This window comes from Abiotrophia sp. HMSC24B09 (assembly GCF_001815865.1).
GTDB lineage: Bacteria > Bacillota > Bacilli > Lactobacillales > Aerococcaceae > Abiotrophia.
On the sequence record NZ_KV822213.1, the window covers coordinates 12,664 to 34,645 of the forward strand.

Genomic DNA, 21,982 nt, shown 5'->3' on the forward strand with positions numbered 1-21,982 from the left:
ATATATGATATAATGGGAAGTTTTCTTAGTTAGAAAAATCGGCTGAGAATTAGCCTCAGCCGGTATAAGTCTTAGTTAAAGATCCCAAAGATACTGCGCATAAAGTTAGTAAATGGGTTGTTGCGGCGGTTAGGGAGATTCTCAACGTTTTCTTCCTTGCTGCCTGCTGCTTGAGCCTTGCTTGCTGCTTCTTCTGCAGCCTTTTTAGCAGCTTGAGCTTCTTTCTCTGCTTGGGTTGGCAGGAGGTTGGTAGCCAAGCCTTCTAATTGATAGAGTTCAGGGTGCTTGTTCAAGCCGTCCAAGAGAATCTTGGTTTCTTCATAAGAAGAGTAAGGTTCTTGAACCCCCATAACAACGGCAATCATCTTACGGCCATTTTCAGTAGTGGTAGTGACAAAGCACTTGCCGGCTTCATCCGTATAACCTGATTTCAGACCCGTCACGCCTGGACGGCCATATTGAGCCCCTTCAAGGAGCAAGTTGTTGTTGGCCATTTTAATTGGATGGTCGCTGTCTTTGGCCATGGTGTATTCACGGGCAGAAGACAGTTCTAGGATTTGTGGGTATTTTTCAGTGATGTATTGGGCCATCAGGGCAACATCAGCTGCAGACATCTTGTTCTGGCTGTCCTTGGTTGACCCTTCAATCCAGTAGCTTTCTGGTAGGTACTTGTTAGGCGCCCCAGATGTGGTGTAGAACTCATAGTTCTCAATACCCCATTCATCTAGTTGGCGACGAATGGCAGCAACAGCTTCTTGTTCAGAACCGTAGATGTGAGACATCAAAAGGGTAGTCGCATCGTTACCAGATGCTAACATAATCCCGTATAAGAGGTCTTGGACGGTGTATTCTGCATCGGTCACTAGGCCAGCATTAGATAATTCCGCATTGTCGGTGAAATCACGGACAATGGATTCAGGTGTCTTAATCTTATCGTCTAGTTTAATTTTGCCTTCCTCGATGGCTTTGTAGGTCAAGTAAACTGACATAATTTTGGACATAGAAGCAATTGGATAAGGCTTATTCCCTTCACGTTCCATCAAGACCTTGTGGGTATCTTGGTCAATCACGACATAAGAACGGGTATCTTCGGTTAGGCTATTTAATTCTTCAGGGTAGCCACTCGGCATGGTGAAGCTAGATGCTTGGCTGGCTTGAGTTTGGCTAAAATCCTTAGTTAAGTCTGGGGTTTTCTTTAGCTCTTGGGCCATAATAGGGCTAGCTAAACCTAGTAGGGTAGTGCTCGCTAGAGTGAGTAAAACGAGCTTAGTATGTAACTTGGTCATCGAGTCTAATCCTCCTGTTATTTGGACCTATATAGTCATTGTATCAGAAAAAAGAAGCATATGCCAATAAATTTAGCCCATATTTCCTATTAGATAGGCAATTAGAAGAGTTCTTCCGGGGCTATACCGGCTTCCAAGGCAGTCAGATTGGCTGGATCCAGGTGAATGAGGGCCTGGATTTGGCCTTGCGCATCCAAACCTAGCACGGCTAAACCGTCTTGGCTCCCTTCAAAGTCAAGTTGGGCTTGCCAACCGGCCTGGCTCATGTAGGTCATAAGCCTTTGGGACCAGTATTGACGTCGGGCCAAGTAGCGCTCGACTTCTTGCCGGGGAATCCAGTAATTGTCAATCAGCACAGTGGCTGCTAGGCGAAATCCCTTGGTAAGATGAGGGTTAGGCATGGATATGGCTCCTTTTCGGGGTGTACTTTCATAGTATAGCTAATAATTGCGAAGATTTTGTGAAGATAGCTAAAATACTAGTGGGGATTGTTATTTTTCAGCTCAGATGGTATAACAATAGAAGAAAAAGATAAGGGAAGGGAGGGGGCGCCATGTCCCTGCCATTACGAACTGCTAAATATACCCTGGCTGTCTTAGCGGCGGCGCTGACCGCTCAGGCGCTGGGGCTCTTGAATCCGATGACGGCGGGGGTCATTGCCCTCTTGAGCTTGTCGGATACGCGCCGGACCACACTTAAGTTGGCCCAGGAGCGTCTAGTGTCCATGGTAGTGGCCTTGGCCCTGGCTTGGTTGCTCTTTGCTGGTCTGGGCTTCAACATGCTTAGTCTAGCCCTCTTCCTGATCATCTATGTACCCCTCAGCTATCGGCTCCAACTCATGTCGGGTCTAGTGGCTAGCACGGTCCTCGTCACCCAACTCTTAGGTTGGCAGTCGTTAGCTGCCTCTTATTGGCTCAATCAAGTGGGGCTCTTTGCCATTGGGGCAGGGCTAGCCCTAGCCTTTAATAGCTATATGCCTTCCAAAGAAGACCTGATTCTGGCCCACAGGGCGCGCATCGAAGAACAGTTACGCCAGTTGCTTTTGACTATTCATGATTCTTTGCGACAACCCCAAGCTAGACGGGGCGTGGACTTAGCCGCCTTAGTGGCCCTTAATCAGGAACTGGAGGCAGCCCTGACAACGGTCTTGGCTGAGCGTGACAACCGCCTCTTCAAGCAGACCAATTATGATGTCCACTATGTCGAAATGCGTCAGGCTCAGGCCCAACTTTTGGAGCAGATGATGACCACCTTGCCTGACTGCTTCTTAGAGAGCGAAGAAAGCAAGGTCTTGGCCGGTATTTTTTATCTGACGGCTAGCCAGTTGGAAACGGCCAATCCAGGTACCTATCTTATGGCCGATATCCAGGCCTTGCTAGCTTATTATCGGGAGCGACCTTTGCCAGTCAGCCGGCAGGAGTTCGAGAATCGTGCCCGACTCTTCCAACTCTTGAATGACCTGAGTCGCTTTATCGCTCTTAAGGTAGCCTTCTACCAGACCTATGCCCAAGATTGGCAAATCGACCGGGACTAGGGCTTGAATTCTTCAAGCAAAAGTGGTATAACATATCTAGAATCTTAATCGAGAGTGAAGCCATGAGTGGCTAGTCGCGTGCACAAGAGAGGGATGGGTTGGTGCAACATCCTGGCGCTATAGTTGCTTACCTCTTCACTGATTCTTGACCTAAGGGCAATAATTAGCCTGTTAAGTCAAGACGGTTGCTCCCGTTACCAGCACCAAGAGGCTTTTGCCAGTGGCAGAAGCAAATTTGGGTGGAACCACGTTATCAACGTCCCATTGACTCTGTGTCGCAATACCAGAGTCAATGGGATTTTTTATTTCCAATGATTAAGACTGTCGACCAAGCACTATTATCCAATGAGGAGGAACTATTATGTCTCAAATCGCCTTAACTTTCCCAGACGGCAGTGTCCGTCACTATGGCAAGGGTGTCACTGTCGATCAAGTGGCCGCTAGCATCGGCTCTTCTTTAGCCAAAGCAACCTTAGCCGGCAAATTCCAAGGTCAATTAGTTGACCACGACCGGCCCTTGGAAGCTGACGGGACCATTGAAATCATCACCGACAAGAGCCCGGAAGCCTTAGAAATTATGCGCCACTCAACCGCACACTTGATGGCTCACGCCTTAACTCGCCTCTATCCTGGTATTCATTTTGGGTTGGTGCCAGCTATTGAATCAGGCTTCTACTACGATACTGACAAGGAAGTTCAATTAACTGAAGACGACCTACCTGCAGTTGAGAAGGAAATGAAGAAAATTATCAGCCAGAACTACCCAATTGTAAGACGGGAAGTATCTCGCGCTGAGGCCTTGGAACTCTTCAAGCACGACCCTTATAAGGTCGAATTGATCACAGACCTACCAGCAGATGAAGTCATCACTGTCTACCAACAAGAAGACTTTACTGACCTCTGCCGTGGGATTCATGTTCCATCAACAGGCAAGATTAAGGTCTTCAAGCTGCTGAGCTTGGCTGGGGCTTACTGGCGTGGGAACTCTGACAACAAGATGATGCAACGGGTTTACGGGACGGCCTTCTTCAAGCAAGCTGACCTAGATGAATTCTTGCGCCTACGCCAAGAAGCGAAGGAACGTGACCACCGTAAATTAGGGAAAGAACTGGGTATCTTCATGGTATCTAAGGAAGTAGGCTCTGGTTTACCATTCTGGTTACCAAAAGGGGCAACCATCCGTCGTGTGATCGAACGTTATATCATGGACAAGGAAATCAGCCTAGGCTATGACCACGTTTATACCCCAATCATGGCCAAGGTAGACCTCTATCAAACATCTGGCCACTGGGCTCACTACAAGGACGACATGTTCCCACCAATGGACATGGGCGACGGCGAAATGCTTGTCTTGCGGCCAATGAACTGCCCACACCACATGATGATTTATAAGAATGACATCCATTCCTACCGCGAATTGCCAATCCGGATTGCAGAATTAGGTATGATGCACCGTTATGAGAAATCAGGTGCCCTATCTGGTTTACAACGGGTTCGTGAAATGACCCTGAACGACGCTCATATCTTCGTGCGTCCTGACCAAATCAAGGAAGAATTCATCCGCGTGCTAGACTTGATTAAGGCGGTTTACCATGACTTTGGGATTACAGACTACCGCTTCCGTCTCAGCTACCGTGACCCAGAAAACAAAGAGAAATACTTTGACGACGATGCAATGTGGGAAAAGGCGCAAGCTATGCTTAAGGAAGCCATGGATGAGTTGGGCTTAGACTACTTCGAAGCCATCGGGGAAGCGGCCTTCTACGGACCTAAATTGGACATTCAATTCAAGACTGCTATTGGCTTGGAAGAAACCATGTCTACCATTCAGTTGGACTTCCTCTTACCAGAACGCTTCGACCTGACTTATGTTGGGGAAGATGGGCAAGATAACCACCGTCCAGTGGTCATCCACCGTGGGGTTGTGTCTACCATGGAACGGTTTGTGGCTTACTTAATCGAAGAGTACAAGGGAGCCTTTCCAACTTGGTTGGCGCCCGTTCAAGTGGCCCTCTTGCCAGTTAGCCTAGAGGCTCACAGTGACCGCGTTCAAGAAATCTATGAAGACTTGAAGGCCAAAGGTTTCCGTGTGGATATGGACTTGCGTAATGAGAAGTTGGGTTACAAGATTCGCTCCGCTCAAACAGCGAAGATTCCTTACCAAATTGTTATTGGGGACCAAGAAGTGTCTGAAGGCACGGTTAACGTCCGCCACTACGGTTCTGCCAAGTCAGAAAGCTACAGCTATGACGACTTTGTCCGCCTCTTAAGCGAGGACGTCGCTAACAAGAGCCGTCTTAACTAATAGGTATTGAATAAATAGAAAAGGGCTAGATCCTGCCTGCCGTCCTAGGGGACGAGGTAGAATCTAGCCTTTTGGCTTTTATCACGGGAAAGCCAAACACAACTTGTGTCTGATAGAGCACGTAAATTTGCTGGCTCATACCCTATCTATCAATAGATAGATTGATAGATAGGGTGGCAGATGCAACTAGAAGAGATCATGCTAAAGACAGACTTTGCTTATGGCATGATTGGAAATTTTCGGCCAAATAGGGTAAAATAAGAAGGTAATAATTGACCCTGATCAACGAGGAGTAGCTTATATGGAAACTACTGAAAGCAAGCAGGCGACACGGCCAACGTTCCGCGATCTAATGTCGCAGCCTGCACTCATTATGACTTATGTAAGTATCTTAATTCTTTTTCCTTTTTATATTAGTGTGCCAGCGGCGGTAATAGCCGTGGGCTTGATTTTCTGGAAGTACCGGCGACGTTTATGGAAGATTGCCCTAGGAACAGGCTGGTTCGGCGCGGGCGCGATTTTTAGCTTTATCATAGCCTTCGCCAACCGCAATCAGTATGGCATCTGGGCGGCACTAGGCTTTATCCTAGTTTGGACCTTCTTCCGGATTTATCGTAGTTTTGTAACACCAGACCTACTGATAAAAATGCTCAATATCATTGGCTTAGGTAGCATTGGAACTAGTCTCTATGCTATCTATCACTACCAAGTCTTTATTGCTAGTCATGGTCTCCCCCTGGACTATATTGTGCGGGATCCTAACCCCCAACACCGGGCCATGTCAACCCTCTTTAATGCCAACTATTATGGGCTCTTCTGTATTTTTGCCCTCTTGGTGGGGGCCTACCTCTTTGTCAAGGCAGACACTAAGAAGGCCAAGGTCTGGTATGGTCTTAGCATGGTCTTGAATGTGGTCGGCATTTTGCTGACCGCCTCCCGCATGGCCTTACCTGCCCTGGTAGTGGGAACCATCACCTTTGTTTTCTTCATTAATCGCCGATTGGTCTTGTGGCTAGGAGGGATTGGGTTAGCAGGGGCCTGTCTGGTCTTCTTCTTCCCGGAACTCTTGGCGCGCTTTACCTCGGCTTCCTTCTCTCATAGCTTAGAAGAGCGGGAAATGATTTGGCGGGCGGCCTGGGGCATCTTCACCGATTATCCTTTAACAGGTCGGGGACCTATGTCCTACTTCAGTTTCTTCTATCTCTATGGTGGTAAGGGACAACCTCATGCCCATCAGATTTTCCTAGAGTTCCTCTCTTCTTATGGTCTCTATGGGACGGCAATCTACTTGATTGGGACGGTTGGCTACTTCCGTGAACGGGTGGCCCTCTGGTTCAAACCAGAAGTTCAAGCTGAGATTGGGCTAGTGACCGCCATGATTGTCACCGTCTTGGTCCATGGCCTCAGTGACGTTGCGGTCATGTGGTTACAGACTGGCTATATCTTCCTCTTCATTGTGACTTGTCCAGTGGCAGTTTGGGAAGCCTTAGCTTCTTATCGGTCAGAAGACGGCTATCTAAAAATTAAATCATAAGTTTCAAAAAGCAAGTGCCTATCACTTGCTTTTTTGACTATTTTAGACTATTATAAAAGAGTGGTTAGCACTTGAGGTGTTTGAGTGCTAAGTTTCAGAATGAATGGAGGAAATCCCATGTTAAAACCATTAGGCAAACGACTGGTAATTGAAGTAGCCCCAGCAGAAGAAAAAAGCCTCGGAGGCTTGATCTTATCTAGCGCCGCCCAAGAAAAACAAGAGACCGGGACGGTCCTAGCAGTCAGCAAGGAAGTAGCAAGCGCTGGCGAAGTCGCAGTCGGCGACCGCGTTGTCTTTGAATCTTATGCAGGCGTGACCGTTAAGCAAGACGGCCAAGAATATTTAGTAATTGAATTAGACCATGTCTTGGCCGTTTTAGGCTAAGCACAAGGCAAAGAATAGAAAAGGAGTGACTCTTGATGGCAAAAGAATTGAAATTCTCAGAAGACGCTCGCGCAGCTCTCTTGCGCGGGGTAGATATTTTAGCAAACACAGTCAAAACAACCTTAGGGCCTAAGGGCCGTAATGTGGTCTTAGACAAGACCTTTGGCTCCCCTTTGATTACCAATGATGGGGTAACCATCGCACGTGAAATCGAATTAGAAGACCGCTTCGAGAACATGGGGGCGCAATTGGTGCTAGAAGTGGCTAGTAAGACCAATGATGTAGCCGGTGATGGGACCACGACGGCAACTGTCTTGACCCAAGCTATTGCTAATGAAGGGATGAAGAACGTGACGGCTGGGGCTAACCCAGTTGGCATCCGCCGCGGGATTGACAAGGCCACTAAGGCAGCAGTTGAAGCTTTACAAGCCTTATCTCAACCAGTTCTATCCAAAGAAGCCATTGCCCAAGTAGCCGCAGTCTCTTCTGGCGACCCAGCCATTGGTGACTTGATTGCGGACGCGATGGAACGTGTCGGCAACGACGGTGTGATTACCATTGAAGAATCTAAGTCTATCGAGACGGAATTATCAGTAGTTGAAGGGATGCAATTTGATCGAGGTTATCTCTCTCAATACATGGTAACCGATAATGAGAAGATGGTTGCTGAATTGGAAAATCCAGTAATTTTTGTGACCGACCGCAAGATTACCAACATTCAAGATGTTTTACCACTCTTGGAAGGTATTATGCAATCTGGTCGTCCGCTCCTTATTATTGCGGAAGATGTAGACGGCGAAGCTTTGCCAACCTTAGTCCTCAACAAGTTACGTGGGACTTTGAATGTAGTGGCCGTTAAGGCACCTGGTTTTGGTGACCGTCGTAAGGCTATGTTGGAGGACATCGCAGTCTTAACTGGGGCAACCGTTGTTTCAGAAGAATTAGGTTTTGAACTGAAGGATGCGACCGTAGAACATCTAGGTCATGCCGGTAAAGTAACGGTGACTAAGGACTCTACCACTATCGTAGAAGGGGCAGGCAACAAGCAAGCCATCGCAGACCGTATTGCGGTCATTCGTGCCCAAGCAGAAGAAAGCACCTCAAGCTTCGACAAGGAAAAACTCCAAGAACGTTTAGCTAAATTGTCAGGTGGGGTAGCCGTGATTAAAGTAGGGGCAGCCACTGAAACTGAGCAAAAAGAACGCAAACTCCGCATCGAAGACGCCCTCAACGCGACCCGTGCGGCCGTGGAAGAAGGGATCGTGCCTGGTGGGGGTACTGCCTTGGTTAACGTTCAAGAAATCGTGGCAGCAGTTGAAGCTGAAGGTGACGAAGCAACTGGGGTTAAGATTGTAGCACGTGCTTTGGAAGAACCAGTACGTCAGATTGCAGCTAATGCCGGTAAGGAAGGTTCTGTCATTGTGGACACCCTCCGTCGCTCTGAAAAAGGTGTAGGTTATAACGCCGCAACTGATGTCTTTGAGAACATGATTGAAGCAGGGATTGTGGACCCAACCAAGGTAACCCGTTCTGCCCTTCAAAATGCAGCCTCTGTAGCAGCCTTGCTCTTAACGACAGAAGCCGTTGTAGCAGACATTCCAAAAGAAAGCCCTGATATGCCAGCCGGAATGGGCGGCATGCCGGGTATGATGTAATAAATTTGGCTGAGACCTTGGTCTCAGCCTTTTTGTTATATAAAAGGCTGAGGGTGTGCTAGACTGAGAGTAACAAGTGTGGAGGAGGGATTTTGATGACCCTAGTGCAGGCTTCATTTTTGGCAGGTCTTTTTGGGGCTCTGGCCTGGTTGGTGGGCGATATATTACTAGTAGGTTTTGCGCCGGTGACTGAAGAAGACTTGGTCCGCTACCAAGCAGGGGGTGTGACCAATTTACGCCTGGCTCTTTATATGAGATCAGGGACCGACCGTCGTTTACGCTGGGGTGTTTGGCTGGCCCAATTTTCTATTTGGCTACCGCTTCTAAGTCTCTATGGCCTCTGGCAAATGGCCCAACCAGTAAGGGGCTTGGCCTGGGCGGGACTGCTTTGTCTCCTGATCGGCTTCAGCCTGTCCCCTTTGGCTCATGGGGCTTTCTATGTGCTAGCCATTCTAGGCAAGGCTTATTGTCAGGATTACGCAGAAGCGGGAAAGGCCAATAAATTTTTGGTAGAGGCGCTTAATCAGGCCAATCACTTACTCAATGTGACCTGGCTGTCGGCCATTGTAATAACCTACTTGGGTTGGGCTCTGTATGGCCTGGCCATTGTGACTGGGCAGACCCAGTGGCCGACTTACTTTCTATTAGCCACCCCGCTGGTGACCACACCAATCTGGCTGGGCCTTAGCCATTATGTCATCCGCCGGTGGACGCCCCTCTTTAATGGTGCTGCCCTTAACTTAGCCTGGGTTAGTTTTTACGTCCTGGCTTTATGGCTAGTCACTTAAAATCATAGTATGCAAAAAGGACTGAGCTTAGGCTCAGTCCTTTTGTTTGCTTAGATAGGCAATAATCCGTTCAGCCAATTCAGCCCTTACACCAAGCTTGGCATAGTCCTCGATAGAGGCTTCTTTCATAGCCTTGAGGGACTTGAAGTGTTTGAGCAACTTGGTGCGGGTCACCTTACCTACACCCGGAATGGCGTCTAACTTAGAGGCGAATTGTTGCTTGCTCCGTACTTGACGGTGGTAGGAAATAGCGTAGCGGTGAACTTCTTCTTGGATTCTTTGGATATAGTGGAAGACAGGCGACTGGCGGTCTAGCTCTACCAACTCCTCGCTATAGCCATTCAGGAGGGAAGCGGTCCGGTGTTTGTCGTCTTTGACCATGCCAGCGACAGGAATAGAGAGGCCTAGTTCCTCTTCAATCACCTGGCGGGCTGCCCGGACCTGGACCTTGCCCCCATCCATCAAAATCAGATTAGGCAGGGGCTGTTCCTCACGCAGTAAGCGCGAATAACGACGGCGAATGACCTCTTGGGTGTGGGCAAATTCATTGGTTTGGTTAGATTCCTTGATTTTAAACTTACGGTAGCTCTTGCGGTCAGGCTTGCCTTCTTTGTAAACTACCATACCCGACACCAGGCCAGTCCCTGAAATGTTGGAGTGGTCGAAGGCTTCGATATGATAGGCCAGAGGGATACCCAAGGCTGCCGCCAGGTCTTCGCTGACACCACGAGTTTGTTGGGCTTGGATGTCCAAGAGGTTGAGGCGTTCATTGAGAGCCAGCTGGCTGTTCTTAGCGCAAAGGTCCAACATGGATTTTTTCTTACCTCGCTGTGGCGTGCTGATAGGGACTGAAATCACTTGCGATAACAAGTCCTTGTCAACATCCTCAGGGACCAAGATAGCCTTAGGAAGTAAGTGGTTTTCTTCCTGATAGAAGCGGGCGATAAAGGTCGTCAACTCCTCGTCGGGGTCCGTGTAAGCAGGGTAGATGGCAGCCTCACGTTTGAGGATGCTACCTTGTCTGAGCATGAAGACCTGGATGGAAATCCAGCCCCGTTGGAAGTCATAGGCGAAGACATCTGTGTTGTCGTAGTCCTGGCTCATGATAATCTGACGCTCGATAGTGGTCTCAATGTATTGGAGTTGGTCCCGGTAATCGGCGGCCTGTTCGAAGTCCAGACGCTCGGCGGCTGCCTGCATTTTGTCCTTGAGCTGAGTCATAATGGGTTGGATATCGCCGTTGAAAAATTGCTTAATCTTCTGAATCTGTTGCTGGTACATGTCCTTGGTGACTTCATGATCGCAAGGACCAATGCACTGACCTAGATGATAATAGAAGCAAGCCCGTTTCTCATTTTTACCACAACGACGAAGGGGATAGACCCGATGTAAGAGTTGCTGGGTTTGGGTGGCTGCCCCCACATTAGGGAAGGGGCCAAAGTAGAGACCGCCGTCCTTGGTCACATTGGATGTGATGATGAGTTGGGGATGGCGTTCCTTGGTGATTTTAAGGTAGGGATACATGGTCCCTTCCTTGAGCCGAATATTATAAGGCGGCTTATATTGCTGAATTAGATTGATTTCCAGCAAGAGTGCTTCCTTATTACTGTTGGTGATGATGGTCTCGAAGTGGTCGATTTCTGACACTAGTTTGGTAGTTTTGGTATCGTGAGCGCCACGGAAATAGGAGCGCACCCGGTTCTTAAGGTTCTTGGCCTTGCCGACATAGAGAATCTGATCGGCCGCATCTTTCATGAGATAGCAACCGGGTAAATCTGGCAAGAGCTTGAGCTTGGCTTCAATTCGTTCTTGAACCTTGGCCCGTTCTTGGGCGGTCTGGGACTGGGCATCCGTCATGGGGGTCCTCCTTCCTTTAATCTAGGGGCAGGGAGCCCCGTCTACTCTACACATTATACGCGTTTTTAGGACTTGGGACAAATGTCCTGTTCAAATCTTAAGAAAGGGTAAATCTCAGCCATCAAGATTGAAATCTCTGTCAGAATTGCCTAAGATGGTAGAAGAAGGAGACTGACCATGAAAAAACGATCTACGACCCCTTTGAAGATAGTGGCGATTATTGTCGTCCTCTGCCTGGCCCTCTTTGCCAGACGGGATATGATTCAGGCTGTCTGGCAGGATAATAGCCTCAGCCGCCCACAAGCTATGCTGACTATCGCCCAAAAATTATTGAATATTCCACAAAATAAGCCTCAGGATAATCAGTCCCATGCCATTCAATCCGGGGCCAACCAAGAGCCCCATCAAGTAGCAGCCAATGTGGCGGCTAGTCCTATATATCAGAAGGCCGCCCGCACAGCCCAAACCTTCAATCAGGGTTTGGATTTGAATGGCCTGAATCAGGCCTTTGTCAATCAAGTTAACCAACATCGGAGCCAACTCGGTTGGCCAGAGATTCAGATCGGCCACCAACTTGCTACAGGGAGTCAAACTCGGGTTCGTCAATTATCCGATTATTATTACTTGAGTAGCCGGACCTTAGATGGGCAAGATTTTCGGACGGCGCATCCAGCAATTGAGGATGCCAATTCCAGATTAGGGGAATCCACCTTTGAGCTCTACATTGCGGCGGATGACGTCCACCTAGATACTTGGCGCCAGCACCCTGACATTCTGGCCGACTATCTCTATAAGGCCTTTGCCAAAATGGAAGGCCAGGAGACCAGCGCCTATATTGCTAGTCAATATGTGACCCTCTACGCTCAGCCTAGTGACCAATTGGTTGGTGACGTGGCCTACGTGCGTTTGGTGGCAGTTGTCACCTCCGATACACTTACTAGTCCTTAATTCAACTTGAAGGAGCCCCACCATGACCTCACCTTATGCTTATCTATTGCCCGGTCTAGTCGGCCTGGGGCTAGCGACTTGGACCTATGGCCAGGTCTACCAGCGTCGACATGGCCTCAAGCCAAGTAATGATCGCGAGCAAGTCTTTGACGTCACCCGCTGGCAGGCTCAGGCTAGCACTCAGCATGCCTGGCTATCGCAAGCCCAGTTCGACAAAGAAATGACAGATTGGGTTCAGCCTTATCTGGCCCAACATGGTCAGTCAGAGACGATTACCTTAGAAGACGGCCAGACCCTAGCCTTTGATTTCTATCCTCATGCTGAGGCTCAGGCTACTCTCCTAATCATCCATGGTCTCAATGAGTTCAAGGAAAAATTCCGGGAGTTAACCTATTACTGGCATCAAGAAGGCTATCAGGTCATTGCAGTGGACCTAAGAGGGCATGGCGTCAGTGGTCCCTATGGTCCCAAATCCAGCGTTCATAGCCAAAGTTTTGATCAATATGCTGAGGACCTAGCTAGCCTTTTGGACCATTTAGGCAAGCAAGGAAAAATCCAAGGTCCCTTAGTCCTATTCGGCCACTCCATGGGTGGAGCGGCCGCGACTCGCCTATGCCAACTCTATCCCGGTTTAGCTCAAGGGCTCATCCTTTCCTCGCCTATGCTGGCAATCGATACGGGCAAGATTCCTTTTGCCTATGCCCATCTACTGAGTCGAGCCGTCACTTGTTTAGGTGGTGGCAAAGCTTATGCTCCGCGTCAGGGCGCCTTTGATCCTGAACGTCATAGCCAGTATCCCCGCCAGAATCGCTGGACGACTCAATATGAACGTGGCCAGTATTTCCATCATTGGCACCTAGCCAACCATCCAATTCCTAGCTGGGGCGCTACTTGGTCTTGGTTAGCAACTAGTCTAGCTAGCTCGCGCAAAATTTTGTCTCGTCAAGGCCTTGGCCAGCTCACTTTGCCAGTCCTAGTCTGGCGGGCGGAGCTTGACGACCATGTTTTAGCTAGTGGCATTCATGGCTTGACGTCGAGTCTAGCTCAAGCCCAAGCCTACTGTGTGCCGGGGCGTAAGCATGAATTGTATTTGGAGGATGATGCTTTCATTCAAGCTTATGTCACCTGTATTCGTCATTTTGTTGCCAGTCTTGCGCCAGCAAGCGACCATTGATTTAATCCTTCGTTGAACTTTGAACTAAAGGGAGTTACTTATGACACGCGTATATATTACAGAAGTTAAGCGCTCGGCCATTGGTCGCTATCTTGGCGCCTTATCCAATCTCAGTCCGCTAGACTTGGGCAGCCAAGTTCTCCGGGCAGTGCTAGAATCAGACCAAGTGCCAGTGGAAGCCATTGAAGAAGTGATCGTTGGGAATGTCTTATCGGCTGGCCATGGTCAAAACTTGGCCCGTCAAATCGCGCTAGAGGCAGGACTAGCGATGACGACCCCAGCCTACACCGTCAATATGGTCTGTGGGAGTGGCTTGAAGGCAGTCTATGAAGGCTATACCAAGATTAAAGCCGGTGAGAACCAAGCCCTGATCGTTGGGGGCGTGGAAAGTATGAGCCAGGCCGCCTTCGTCTTAGATGGCAAATCTCGCAAGGGCATGGCTTATGGTGGCAGTCCTCTAGTAGATAGCCTCTATCGGGATGGCTTGTCTGATGCCTTTGGGGGCTATGCTATGGGTGTGACGGCTGAGAATTTAGCTCAGCAATATGACATTAGTCGCCAAGCTCAAGATGCTTATGCTTATCAGTCTCAAGTCAAGGCTCAATCGGCTCAACAAGCAGGCCTCTTTGACCAGGAAATTGTGGCTGTGACAGAAGTCGACCGCAAGGGCAATCGTCAAGTGATAGATCGAGATGAGTATATTAACTATAAAACCAGCCCTGAGAAATTAGCTGGTTTGCGTCCTGCCTTCCAGAAAGAGGGGACGGTAACAGCCGGTAATGCGTCAGGTATTAACGATGGCGCAGCCTTTCTCTGCTTGGTGAGTCAAGAAATCGTAGACCGCTACCGCTTGACGCCACTGGCTGAAGTTCTAGGTTTTGGTCAGGCAGGGGTTGACCCTAGCCTTATGGGGATTGGTCCTGTAGGGGCTATTGAGCAGGTTTTAGAGCGTACTAGCGTGCCTTTTGAAGCAGTTGACCGCTTCGAACTCAATGAGGCTTTTGCGGTTCAAGCACTGGCTGTTTCACATGATTTAGTCGCCCATCACGGGGTGTCAGCTGGTTGGCTAGCCGAGCGCACCAATGTTCATGGTGGCGCCATTGCCTTAGGTCATCCTATTGGGGCTTCAGGAGTCCGAGTCTTAGCGACGCTCTGCCATGAGTTAGTTCGTTCTGAGAGTCAATATGGCCTTGCCTCCCTTTGTATTGGTGGGGGCATGGGGATTGCTGCCCTAGTTAAACGATATCAGGCATAGTTGCTTATAGAGAGGCTGGAAAGTGCTAGCCCCTAAAGATCCTAAAAATAAAAAGAGAGTCCCACGCGTGATTTTGTTTGCAAGTTGCCGTGGGCTTTTATATACTTAGGGAGAAGATAGAGGGAGGAATTACCTATGAAATGGAAGTTAGTAGCCGATTCAGGCGCGACTATCTCGCCGGACCTGTTTGCAGGGACGGATGTCGCTTTTGAATTAGTACCTTTAATGATTAATATTGGCACTCAGGTATATGTGGATGATGCCAACTTAGATATGGCAACTTTTGTAAAGGATATGCAAGACAGCAAGGAGGCCTCTTCGACTGCTTGTCCGTCTCCTCAAGCTTATGCCAATGCCTTCGAAGGAGCCGAAAATGTCATCTGCTTTACCATCTCAAGTGGCTTATCAGGTTCTTATAATAGCGCCCAGCTTGGTCGCAATATGGCTTTGGAAGAAAACCCATTGGCTAATATCTATATCTTTGACTGCTTGTCTGCGGGGACAGAGAACGACCTCTTGATTGCTAAGGGTTTGGAATTGGTACAAGCTGGCCTGGATTTTGACCAAGTGGTAGCTAGCCTAAAGGATTATCATCAAAAGACGGATGTAGTCTTCATCTTAGAATCAGTAGATAACTTGGTCAAAGCTGGCCGTGTCAACCGTCTAGTCGGTGGTATGATTGGCCTCTTGGGCATCCGTTTGATTGGGGTTCGTACAGCTGAAGGTAAGATTGAGATTGGGGCCAAGTCCAAGGGGAGCAAACGGGCTGTGAAAGCAACCGTAGAAGAAATGCTCAAGCATGGTTACCAAGGTGGTAAAGTGGCGATTTCTCATAGCGACAATCCAGAAGTGGTTGAAGCGGTGAGTGCTTTGCTGCGTGAACACTATCCTCAGGCTCAAATTGAGGTAGTGGATTTTAATGGGCTCTGCACCTTCTACGCGCAGTACCACGGTCTCATTATTGGCTTCGAGAAAGCCTAAGAAGTGTAAAAATTTAAAAGAAAGCAGGGTGTCGGTATGTTTATTGGGAAGTTGCACCGCTCCAATGTGGTGTTATTAGCAGGTTTGTTTTTTGCAGCGACAGGGATCGGGTTCGCCTTTCATCGTGAACTACAGTACGCCCTTGTTTCCTTGATTATTGCCTCCATCATCGACTTGTTCGTCGGAGGCTTCATGAATCAATTCCAGTCTTCGGTGGCGGAGGCTGCCTTCGCCAAGGAGCTCAAGACCTTGAGTAGTTTCCTCATTTATGGCGTCCTCCCGGGCGTCTATCTGATGGCGGTAACCAATGCGGGCGCCTTTAGCCTCATTGTCTTCGCACTTTACATCTTGGCAGTCGGAATTCGCCTGGCCTACTTCAACCAAGCGGCCGAATTCCAAGATCCAGTGGACAAGCGCCACAGCGTCGGCTTGCCACTAGAACTAGGCGTCTTCGCGATTCAGGTCGTGTCCTTAGTAGGCTTCCTGCTCCCGCTGACTGTCTTCCAAATCTTCCTGATGTTGGTCTACGCGCTCCTAGCGGTAGCCTTCGTCTACAAGCTGAAGATTCCGCGCCTACCAAGCCAATGGTTATTCTACATGGTGAGCGTCCAAGTGGTCCTCTGCATCCTGTGGGTATTCCTGGGAAATTTCATTACAGGCTAAACAACGAGAGGCTAGGGCATGCGTCCTAGCTTTTTTTGGGGCGCAGATTGTATAATTAAGTGCAACACCGAAAAAGGAAGATCGCAAGAATAAGTGCGACAACCCAAATCATTGCTTAAAATGACTCATGGGAGAAAGATATGAAATCAAAATGGAAGTTATTTATAATTGTATGTATAGTTACCGTTGTAGGACTTTTTGCATGGACGAAAGTGTCAGACAACTTATCAACTTATAGCGTATACTATGCAAGGTACACCGAAGGAAGATACTCGCCTTTGCAAGAAGCAATGCGAAACTTTAATCAAATCGAGCATCCTGAACTTGATAATTATAAGTACAAGAGAGATAATTTAAGCGGAGATTGGGAATTTACCACGGCGTATAATGGAGCCAAAATTCGTTATATCGTAATTGCGGACAGTAGACAACTCTATTATAATGATGAGGCCATCCACTACTCGCTAACTCCTTTGGGTCAAGTTGAGTATATACCTGTAGATACTCCCTTATTAACTAGTCTGAGACATGACATTTCAGATGAGGAGCAAATATTCGTAGATGAAGCACTTGCTACAATTTTTGAACCTATCATTCAAGCACAGCCTGCTCCAGATTGGAATCTTCAATGGCTCTATAATTTGCTGAATCAGAAAAGTAGCTGGAGCAATACATAGAAAGGTAAACTCTGTAGTAAGTAGCTACAATAAGCTGTTGGTTGAGCGATATATTAAGCGTCCTATTGGCAAGGTAACAAATTATATTAAACGAAGGTTAAGAAGGTAGAGATAAGGGTGAAGAGAAAAAGAATGTTGATTATCATCTTCTCGGTCTTACTGATGCTGGCACTCTTATTTGTTAAGGGGAGGCTGGAATTGAATCTTAAGAAATATGCACCCTATTACGCACAAAACGTTGAAGGGCGGTTCTCACCAGAGTGGGAAGCGCTGCGGTTTATGTTATATAGGGACTCCCGTCAGATACCAGGGTATCACTTTAAGCAAGATACATTGACTAGTAACATAAGGTTTAGAGTTAATAGTCGTGGGAGTGATATTACATTTGCAATTTATGGTGACGAAGGCACAGAGATTAATCTTACTTATCATAATGTTATGTATGCCTTAAGTGCTGAGGGGAGAATAGAGTATATATTTAGCAAGCGTTGTGATTGCAGAGTAAGCCCTTCTGAAGAAGACCAAACACTCATCAATGAGATTATCGAAGAAATTGGGGCACCTCTAGTAGACGCACAGCCTACTCCAGACTGGAATCTTCAATGGCTCTATAATTTACTGAATCAGAGGAGGTGAGAATACCTTGAAGATAAAACAAGTCTTACTCCCCTTCAATGCTTTCTTTTTGGTGTTTTCAATCGGGAATTTCTTAATCTTAAGAGACACTATCGAGGTGCTAGAAATAGCTCTGAGTATCCCGTCGCCCATTATGTTAACAAGTTTGGGTAGCCATTGGCCGCTTCGGATTTATCTCGGCAGTATGCTGATCTTGATAATCCTAGGTATTATATTATCCCTATGGAGTCTTCGTGGCCAGAAGACCACACTGGAGAAATTGGTGGTGGGATGTACCTTGTTCGGATATATTGCCCTATTAGGACTACCTTTGTCATGGAGCTACCTTCCAATCTTGGTGATGTTAATCGTGACAGTTGTCAGCATCATGCGCAACCGTGCGATACCATGATTTTTGGGCTAAGTTGCCTGACTAGACACCCAAAAACAGCCGTTCCCACACGTAGGTGGGGACGGCTGTTTTTGCCATATATGTTAGAAGCAGAAGGCCAAGCCATACAGGATGCTAATCAGCAAGTAACTAGTGCTGAGATAGTTGAGTTTATTTTGGCTCTGGTTATGTTGTCGAGTTTGGACCAAAAGAGGGGCTAAGGTCAAGGCGCTCCCGGCGATAAAGAGGAGTTGGAGCATAAAATAAGATTTGGATGGGAAACTTAAGTAGGTCCCGGCAGCCACAGCTACTAGGCTCAAGATAAGCACTAGACTTGTTTTTAAGCCATGTGGCATGACGGAAGGGTGTCCCGTTAGTTGACTAACTAGACTATTGCCTTCAGCTTGAAAGGCCAGTTGTAAGGCTGCCAGAGGCAGGAGGCTGATGAGGAAGCCGGTCGTGATGGTCCCTGTCTGGCTGAAGTAGGCTAGGTTGTTGACGATGAAGGCCTGGAAGAAGATATTTAGAATTAACTGGTAGAGGCTGTTGGTCAGATTATAAGGATAATGCTGAATGTGGGTATAGGCGATATAGAGGAGGAGTAAGAGGTTAGCCCCCCAATGATGCTGCCACATAAAGCCCACGGTTGCTGCCCAGAGCAGAATTTCCATGGCGTATAGAATCACTGGCGAGCTAGCATTGGCCTTGCGGGTATTGAAGCGAACGAAGAAGTAGTGGTCAATCAACTGACTGCTGACTAAAATCAGGTAGAGATAGCCCAAGGCTAACCAGTTGATTTCGGTAGTGTGGTACATCCCTACGATTAAACCATATATCCCAAAGCCTAGTGGCGCCAGGAAGATTCGAATGAGGGGATGTCTTAGAAAGTGTGCAAAGTGTTTCATAGCTAATCCTCTTTTTTCGACATTTTTTACTATCTATATCTACTATACTAATGTATAATGGAGTCAGTTACAACAATAAATTCCCGATGGGATTCATTTTCTTAATGAAGTTGCCTTGTAACCAATCTACAAAATGGGGGAAATTACTATGGAAAGAAAGTTGTTTACATCTGAATCGGTGACGGAAGGCCACCCAGATAAAGTTGCCGATCAAATTAGTGATGCCATCTTAGATGCCATCCTGACACAAGACCCACTAGCCCGGGTAGCCTGCGAGACCGCAGTCAACACCGGCTTGGTATTGGTCTTCGGGGAAGTCAGCACGACTGCCTATGTCGATATCCAACAAATTGTACGCGAAACTATTAAGGGAATTGGCTATGATTCAAGTGATTATGGCTTTGATGGCGATAATGTGGCCGTCTTGGTCGCGCTTGACGAACAATCACCTGATATCGCTCAAGGGGTAGATGCGGCCATTGAAACCCGGGACGAAGCAACCGATCAATTGATTGGGGCGGGTGACCAAGGGCTCATGTTCGGTTATGCCTGTGATGAGACGGAAGAATTCATGCCATTACCAATCGCGCTTAGCCACCGCCTAGCTAAACGTCTGAGTGAGGTGCGTAAGTCTGGCCAATTAGCTTATTTAAGACCAGATGGTAAGTCTCAAGTAACCGTTGAGTACGGGGAAGACGGTCAAGCCCTACGGGTGGATACAGTCGTCATTTCGACTCAACATGCGCCTGAAGCAACCTTAGAAACTGTGCGTCAAGACGTGATTGAACAAGTAGTGAAGCCTGTGATTCCGGCACATTTATTAGATGAACAAACCCGCTTCTTAATCAACCCAACCGGTCGTTTTGTCATCGGTGGGCCTAAAGGAGACTCCGGTCTGACAGGTCGTAAGATTATTGTAGACACCTATGGTGGCTATGCTCGCCATGGTGGCGGTGCCTTCTCTGGTAAGGATGCAACCAAAGTGGACCGGTCAGCTAGCTATATGGCTCGCTACATTGCCAAGAATATCGTGGCAGCTGGCTTAGCTAAGCGTTGTGAGGTGCAATTGGCTTATGCGATTGGGGTCGCGCAACCCGTTTCTATTCGGATTGAAACCTTTGGAACAGGTGTCGTCTCTGAAAGTCGTCTCGTTCAGGCAGTACGTCAACTCTTTGACTTAACGCCAGATGGGATTATCCGCACCTTGGCCTTGCGTCGCCCAATCTATAAACAGACAGCAGCCTATGGTCACTTTGGTCGTCAAGACGTGGTCTTACCATGGGAGCAGGTCAACAAGGTAGATGAACTCAAAGCTGCGCTTGCAGAATAAGACAAAATGAAAAGCTGAGACTTAGGTCTCAGCTTTTTTTACTTACTTGATACGCTCGATGATGAGGAGCTGTGGTGGATTATTCCGTTGGTTGATGAAGCCATAATGAAGGACTTGGAATTCTTCTTGGGGCCAGCTGGCTAAGGCTTGGAAGAGGGCATCCTTTTCCTTGGCGCCTTCAGGGTGCCCACTGTAGATAACCAAAATAATTTGACCGCCAACCCGAAGTTTGGTTCGCACCTGGTCTAGAGAGGCCAGGGTGGAAGTCTCTTGAGTTGTGATTTGGTGGTCGCCACCGGGCAGATAGCCCAGATTATAAATGGCACCACTGAATTGGGAGACCTCAGCTAAAAGCGTATGGATTTGGTCGTGAGAAGCTAGAAAAAGCTGGGCAGAATCCCGGTTTGGAATATCAGCCAGTCGTTCCTGAGTCCAAGCCAAGGCCTGATCTTGGATATCAAAGCCCATAACCTGGCCACAAAAGCCTGGTTGGCTGAGAATGAAGGCCGTGTCGTGTCCTTTGCCTAGGGTGCCATCAATATAAACACCATCTGGAAAACGTAGGATTAAGGCGGCTAAGAGGGTGTGGCTGTAGTGTAGAGCGCGTTGCATAGACAAACTCCTTTGTATTACGTGAAAGTTACACAATAGTTAAAAGTAAACGAAAAGGGGGCTAGGCCCCTTTTTTTAGCGAGAGGCTTTCTATATAATGGTATTGTATCATAAAATGGCAGAATGGGGGAATATACGTGAAATTAACGCGTCAAGCGGTGATTAATCGTCGTAAACAAGCACAGCGCCACGAATCAAATAAGAAAATTGCCAAAGTGGTTAATGCAGGCTTAGTCTTATTCGCTTCTGCATCTACTTTAAGCACGCTCACTGCACCAAAGGTGACCGTACAAGCTCAAACAGCTACCCAACAAAACTTCTTATCAACTATTGGAGGGTATGCACGCGATATCGCTAAGAATAATGACTTGTATGCCTCTGTAATGATTGCGCAAGCAATTTTAGAATCAGGTTGGGGCCAAAGTGGATTAGCATCAGCACCTAACTATAACTTATTCGGGATCAAGGGTGACTATAACGGTAATTCCGTTCGTATGGACACCTTAGAAGACGACGGTAGTGGTAACTACTATGCTGCTAAGGAACCTTTCCGTAAGTATAGCAACTATGGTGAATCCCTGAATGACTATGCTTCGCTTTTAACTGGGGACAACAATCCTAACAGCTGGCGCTATAAATTCTATTATGGGGCGCGCGTGAGTGCGACCAACTCTTATCAAGACGCAACACAACACTTAACGGGTCGTTATGCGACAGATACTCGTTACGCGTCTAAGCTCAACCAATTAATTCAAACCTATGGCTTGACTCAATATGATGCGGGTGGTTCCAGCACTGCTAGCCCAGCTCGTCCACAAGCTCAAGCGACTGGTGGCGGTTCTTATACGGTTCAAGCAGGCGATAGCTACTGGCGTATTGCTAACAAGTACGGCATTTCAATTGAAGAATTGCAACGCTTGAACGGTACCTCAAGCTACTTCCTCTATCCAGGTCAAAGCTTGGTAGTACCAGGTTCTGCTTCAAATACAAGTGGCTCTGCTGCTTCAACTTCAAGCTCAACTACAAGTACGCGCTCTGCAGCACCATCAGCGGGTGGCTCATACACAGTCCAAGCCGGTGATAGCTAC

At 47.9% G+C, this 21,982-nt stretch carries 21 protein-coding genes and 1 riboswitch; of the genes, 15 read left to right on the forward strand and 6 right to left on the reverse strand.

The window, feature by feature from the left end; translation table 11 throughout:
• Positions 1-71: 71 nt before the first annotated feature.
• Together HMPREF3093_RS08210 and HMPREF3093_RS08215 are read right to left on the reverse strand one after the other, a co-directional pair.
• Positions 72-1,286: a D-alanyl-D-alanine carboxypeptidase family protein gene (locus tag HMPREF3093_RS08210; protein ID WP_070756498.1), complete on the reverse strand. Its 1,215-nt coding sequence runs from the start codon at positions 1,284-1,286 to the stop codon at positions 72-74.
• Between the two features lie 101 nt (positions 1,287-1,387).
• Positions 1,388-1,687: a hypothetical protein gene (locus HMPREF3093_RS08215; protein WP_070756499.1), complete on the reverse strand. Its 300-nt coding sequence runs from the start codon at positions 1,685-1,687 to the stop codon at positions 1,388-1,390.
• Between the two features lie 152 nt (positions 1,688-1,839).
• On the opposite strand from HMPREF3093_RS08215, the gene HMPREF3093_RS08220 reads away from it, so the two are divergent.
• Complete coding sequence (locus HMPREF3093_RS08220) at positions 1,840-2,820, forward strand: aromatic acid exporter family protein (protein WP_070756500.1); 981 nt, start codon at positions 1,840-1,842, stop codon at positions 2,818-2,820.
• A gap of 171 nt (positions 2,821-2,991) precedes the next feature.
• Here HMPREF3093_RS08220 and HMPREF3093_RS09845 read toward each other — a convergent pair whose 3' ends face one another.
• A complete protein-coding gene (locus tag HMPREF3093_RS09845; RefSeq protein ID WP_180363295.1) occupies positions 2,992-3,132 on the reverse strand; it encodes a hypothetical protein in 141 nt (46 codons plus the stop codon).
• Positions 3,133-3,181: 49 nt separating this feature from the next.
• Between HMPREF3093_RS09845 and thrS the strand changes: the two genes are divergently transcribed.
• The 5 genes from thrS (at position 3,182) to HMPREF3093_RS08245 (ending at position 9,486) form a co-directional block, all read left to right on the forward strand.
• Entirely contained in the window at positions 3,182-5,125 is a 1,944-nt protein-coding gene (gene thrS, locus HMPREF3093_RS08225; protein ID WP_070756501.1) for a threonine--tRNA ligase, read from the forward strand.
• A 301-nt stretch (positions 5,126-5,426) separates the two neighbouring features.
• Entirely contained in the window at positions 5,427-6,659 is a 1,233-nt protein-coding gene (locus HMPREF3093_RS08230; protein ID WP_070756502.1) for an O-antigen ligase family protein, read from the forward strand.
• 117 nt (positions 6,660-6,776) lie between these two features.
• Positions 6,777-7,043 carry a co-chaperone GroES gene (locus HMPREF3093_RS08235; protein ID WP_070756503.1) on the forward strand — a complete coding sequence of 89 codons (267 nt, stop codon included), beginning with the start codon at positions 6,777-6,779 and terminating at the stop codon, positions 7,041-7,043.
• A gap of 35 nt (positions 7,044-7,078) precedes the next feature.
• Positions 7,079-8,698: a chaperonin GroEL gene (groL, locus tag HMPREF3093_RS08240; protein ID WP_070756504.1), complete on the forward strand. Its 1,620-nt coding sequence runs from the start codon at positions 7,079-7,081 to the stop codon at positions 8,696-8,698.
• 95 nt (positions 8,699-8,793) lie between these two features.
• Positions 8,794-9,486 (forward strand): DUF6796 family protein, encoded by a 693-nt coding sequence (locus HMPREF3093_RS08245; RefSeq protein ID WP_070756505.1) that lies wholly within the window; start codon positions 8,794-8,796, stop codon positions 9,484-9,486.
• Between the two features lie 33 nt (positions 9,487-9,519).
• Here the strand turns inward: HMPREF3093_RS08245 and uvrC are convergent, their stop codons facing one another.
• On the reverse strand, positions 9,520-11,343 hold the full coding sequence (gene uvrC, locus HMPREF3093_RS08250) for an excinuclease ABC subunit UvrC (RefSeq protein WP_070756506.1): 1,824 nt from the start codon (positions 11,341-11,343) through the stop codon (positions 9,520-9,522).
• A 177-nt stretch (positions 11,344-11,520) separates the two neighbouring features.
• Between uvrC and HMPREF3093_RS08255 the strand changes: the two genes are divergently transcribed.
• From HMPREF3093_RS08255 to HMPREF3093_RS08285, 7 genes are all read left to right on the forward strand, one after another.
• Positions 11,521-12,291: a hypothetical protein gene (locus HMPREF3093_RS08255; RefSeq protein ID WP_070756507.1), complete on the forward strand. Its 771-nt coding sequence runs from the start codon at positions 11,521-11,523 to the stop codon at positions 12,289-12,291.
• 22 nt (positions 12,292-12,313) lie between these two features.
• Entirely contained in the window at positions 12,314-13,465 is a 1,152-nt protein-coding gene (locus HMPREF3093_RS08260) for an alpha/beta fold hydrolase (protein WP_070756508.1), read from the forward strand.
• A gap of 40 nt (positions 13,466-13,505) precedes the next feature.
• Positions 13,506-14,720, forward strand: a complete 1,215-nt coding sequence (locus HMPREF3093_RS08265; protein ID WP_070756509.1) for an acetyl-CoA C-acyltransferase — start codon at positions 13,506-13,508, stop codon at positions 14,718-14,720.
• 135 nt (positions 14,721-14,855) lie between these two features.
• Positions 14,856-15,701, forward strand: a complete 846-nt coding sequence (locus HMPREF3093_RS08270; protein WP_070756510.1) for a DegV family protein — start codon at positions 14,856-14,858, stop codon at positions 15,699-15,701.
• 36 nt (positions 15,702-15,737) lie between these two features.
• Positions 15,738-16,364 (forward strand): hypothetical protein, encoded by a 627-nt coding sequence (locus tag HMPREF3093_RS08275; RefSeq protein ID WP_070756511.1) that lies wholly within the window; start codon positions 15,738-15,740, stop codon positions 16,362-16,364.
• A gap of 140 nt (positions 16,365-16,504) precedes the next feature.
• Positions 16,505-17,041, forward strand: a complete 537-nt coding sequence (locus HMPREF3093_RS08280) for a hypothetical protein (RefSeq protein WP_070756512.1) — start codon at positions 16,505-16,507, stop codon at positions 17,039-17,041.
• Positions 17,042-17,173: 132 nt separating this feature from the next.
• Positions 17,174-17,677: a hypothetical protein gene (locus HMPREF3093_RS08285; protein WP_070756513.1), complete on the forward strand. Its 504-nt coding sequence runs from the start codon at positions 17,174-17,176 to the stop codon at positions 17,675-17,677.
• 474 nt (positions 17,678-18,151) lie between these two features.
• Here the strand turns inward: HMPREF3093_RS08285 and HMPREF3093_RS08295 are convergent, their stop codons facing one another.
• The gene (locus HMPREF3093_RS08295; RefSeq protein ID WP_070756515.1) at positions 18,152-18,952 is read right to left on the reverse strand and encodes a hypothetical protein; all 801 of its coding nucleotides are present in this window, start codon (positions 18,950-18,952) and stop codon (positions 18,152-18,154) included.
• A gap of 62 nt (positions 18,953-19,014) precedes the next feature.
• Positions 19,015-19,103, forward strand: a riboswitch (SMK box riboswitch).
• Between HMPREF3093_RS08295 and metK the strand changes: the two genes are divergently transcribed.
• On the forward strand, positions 19,101-20,282 hold the full coding sequence (metK, locus tag HMPREF3093_RS08300; protein WP_070756516.1) for a methionine adenosyltransferase: 1,182 nt from the start codon (positions 19,101-19,103) through the stop codon (positions 20,280-20,282). It overlaps the preceding riboswitch by 3 nt.
• Positions 20,283-20,324: 42 nt before the next feature.
• Here metK and HMPREF3093_RS08305 read toward each other — a convergent pair whose 3' ends face one another.
• Positions 20,325-20,894 (reverse strand): tRNA 5-(aminomethyl)-2-thiouridylate-methyltransferase MnmM, encoded by a 570-nt coding sequence (locus HMPREF3093_RS08305; RefSeq protein WP_070756517.1) that lies wholly within the window; start codon positions 20,892-20,894, stop codon positions 20,325-20,327.
• A 137-nt stretch (positions 20,895-21,031) separates the two neighbouring features.
• On the opposite strand from HMPREF3093_RS08305, the gene HMPREF3093_RS09850 reads away from it, so the two are divergent.
• The coding region (locus tag HMPREF3093_RS09850) for a glucosaminidase domain-containing protein (RefSeq protein WP_180363297.1) at positions 21,032-21,982 on the forward strand (951 nt) is incomplete at its 3' end.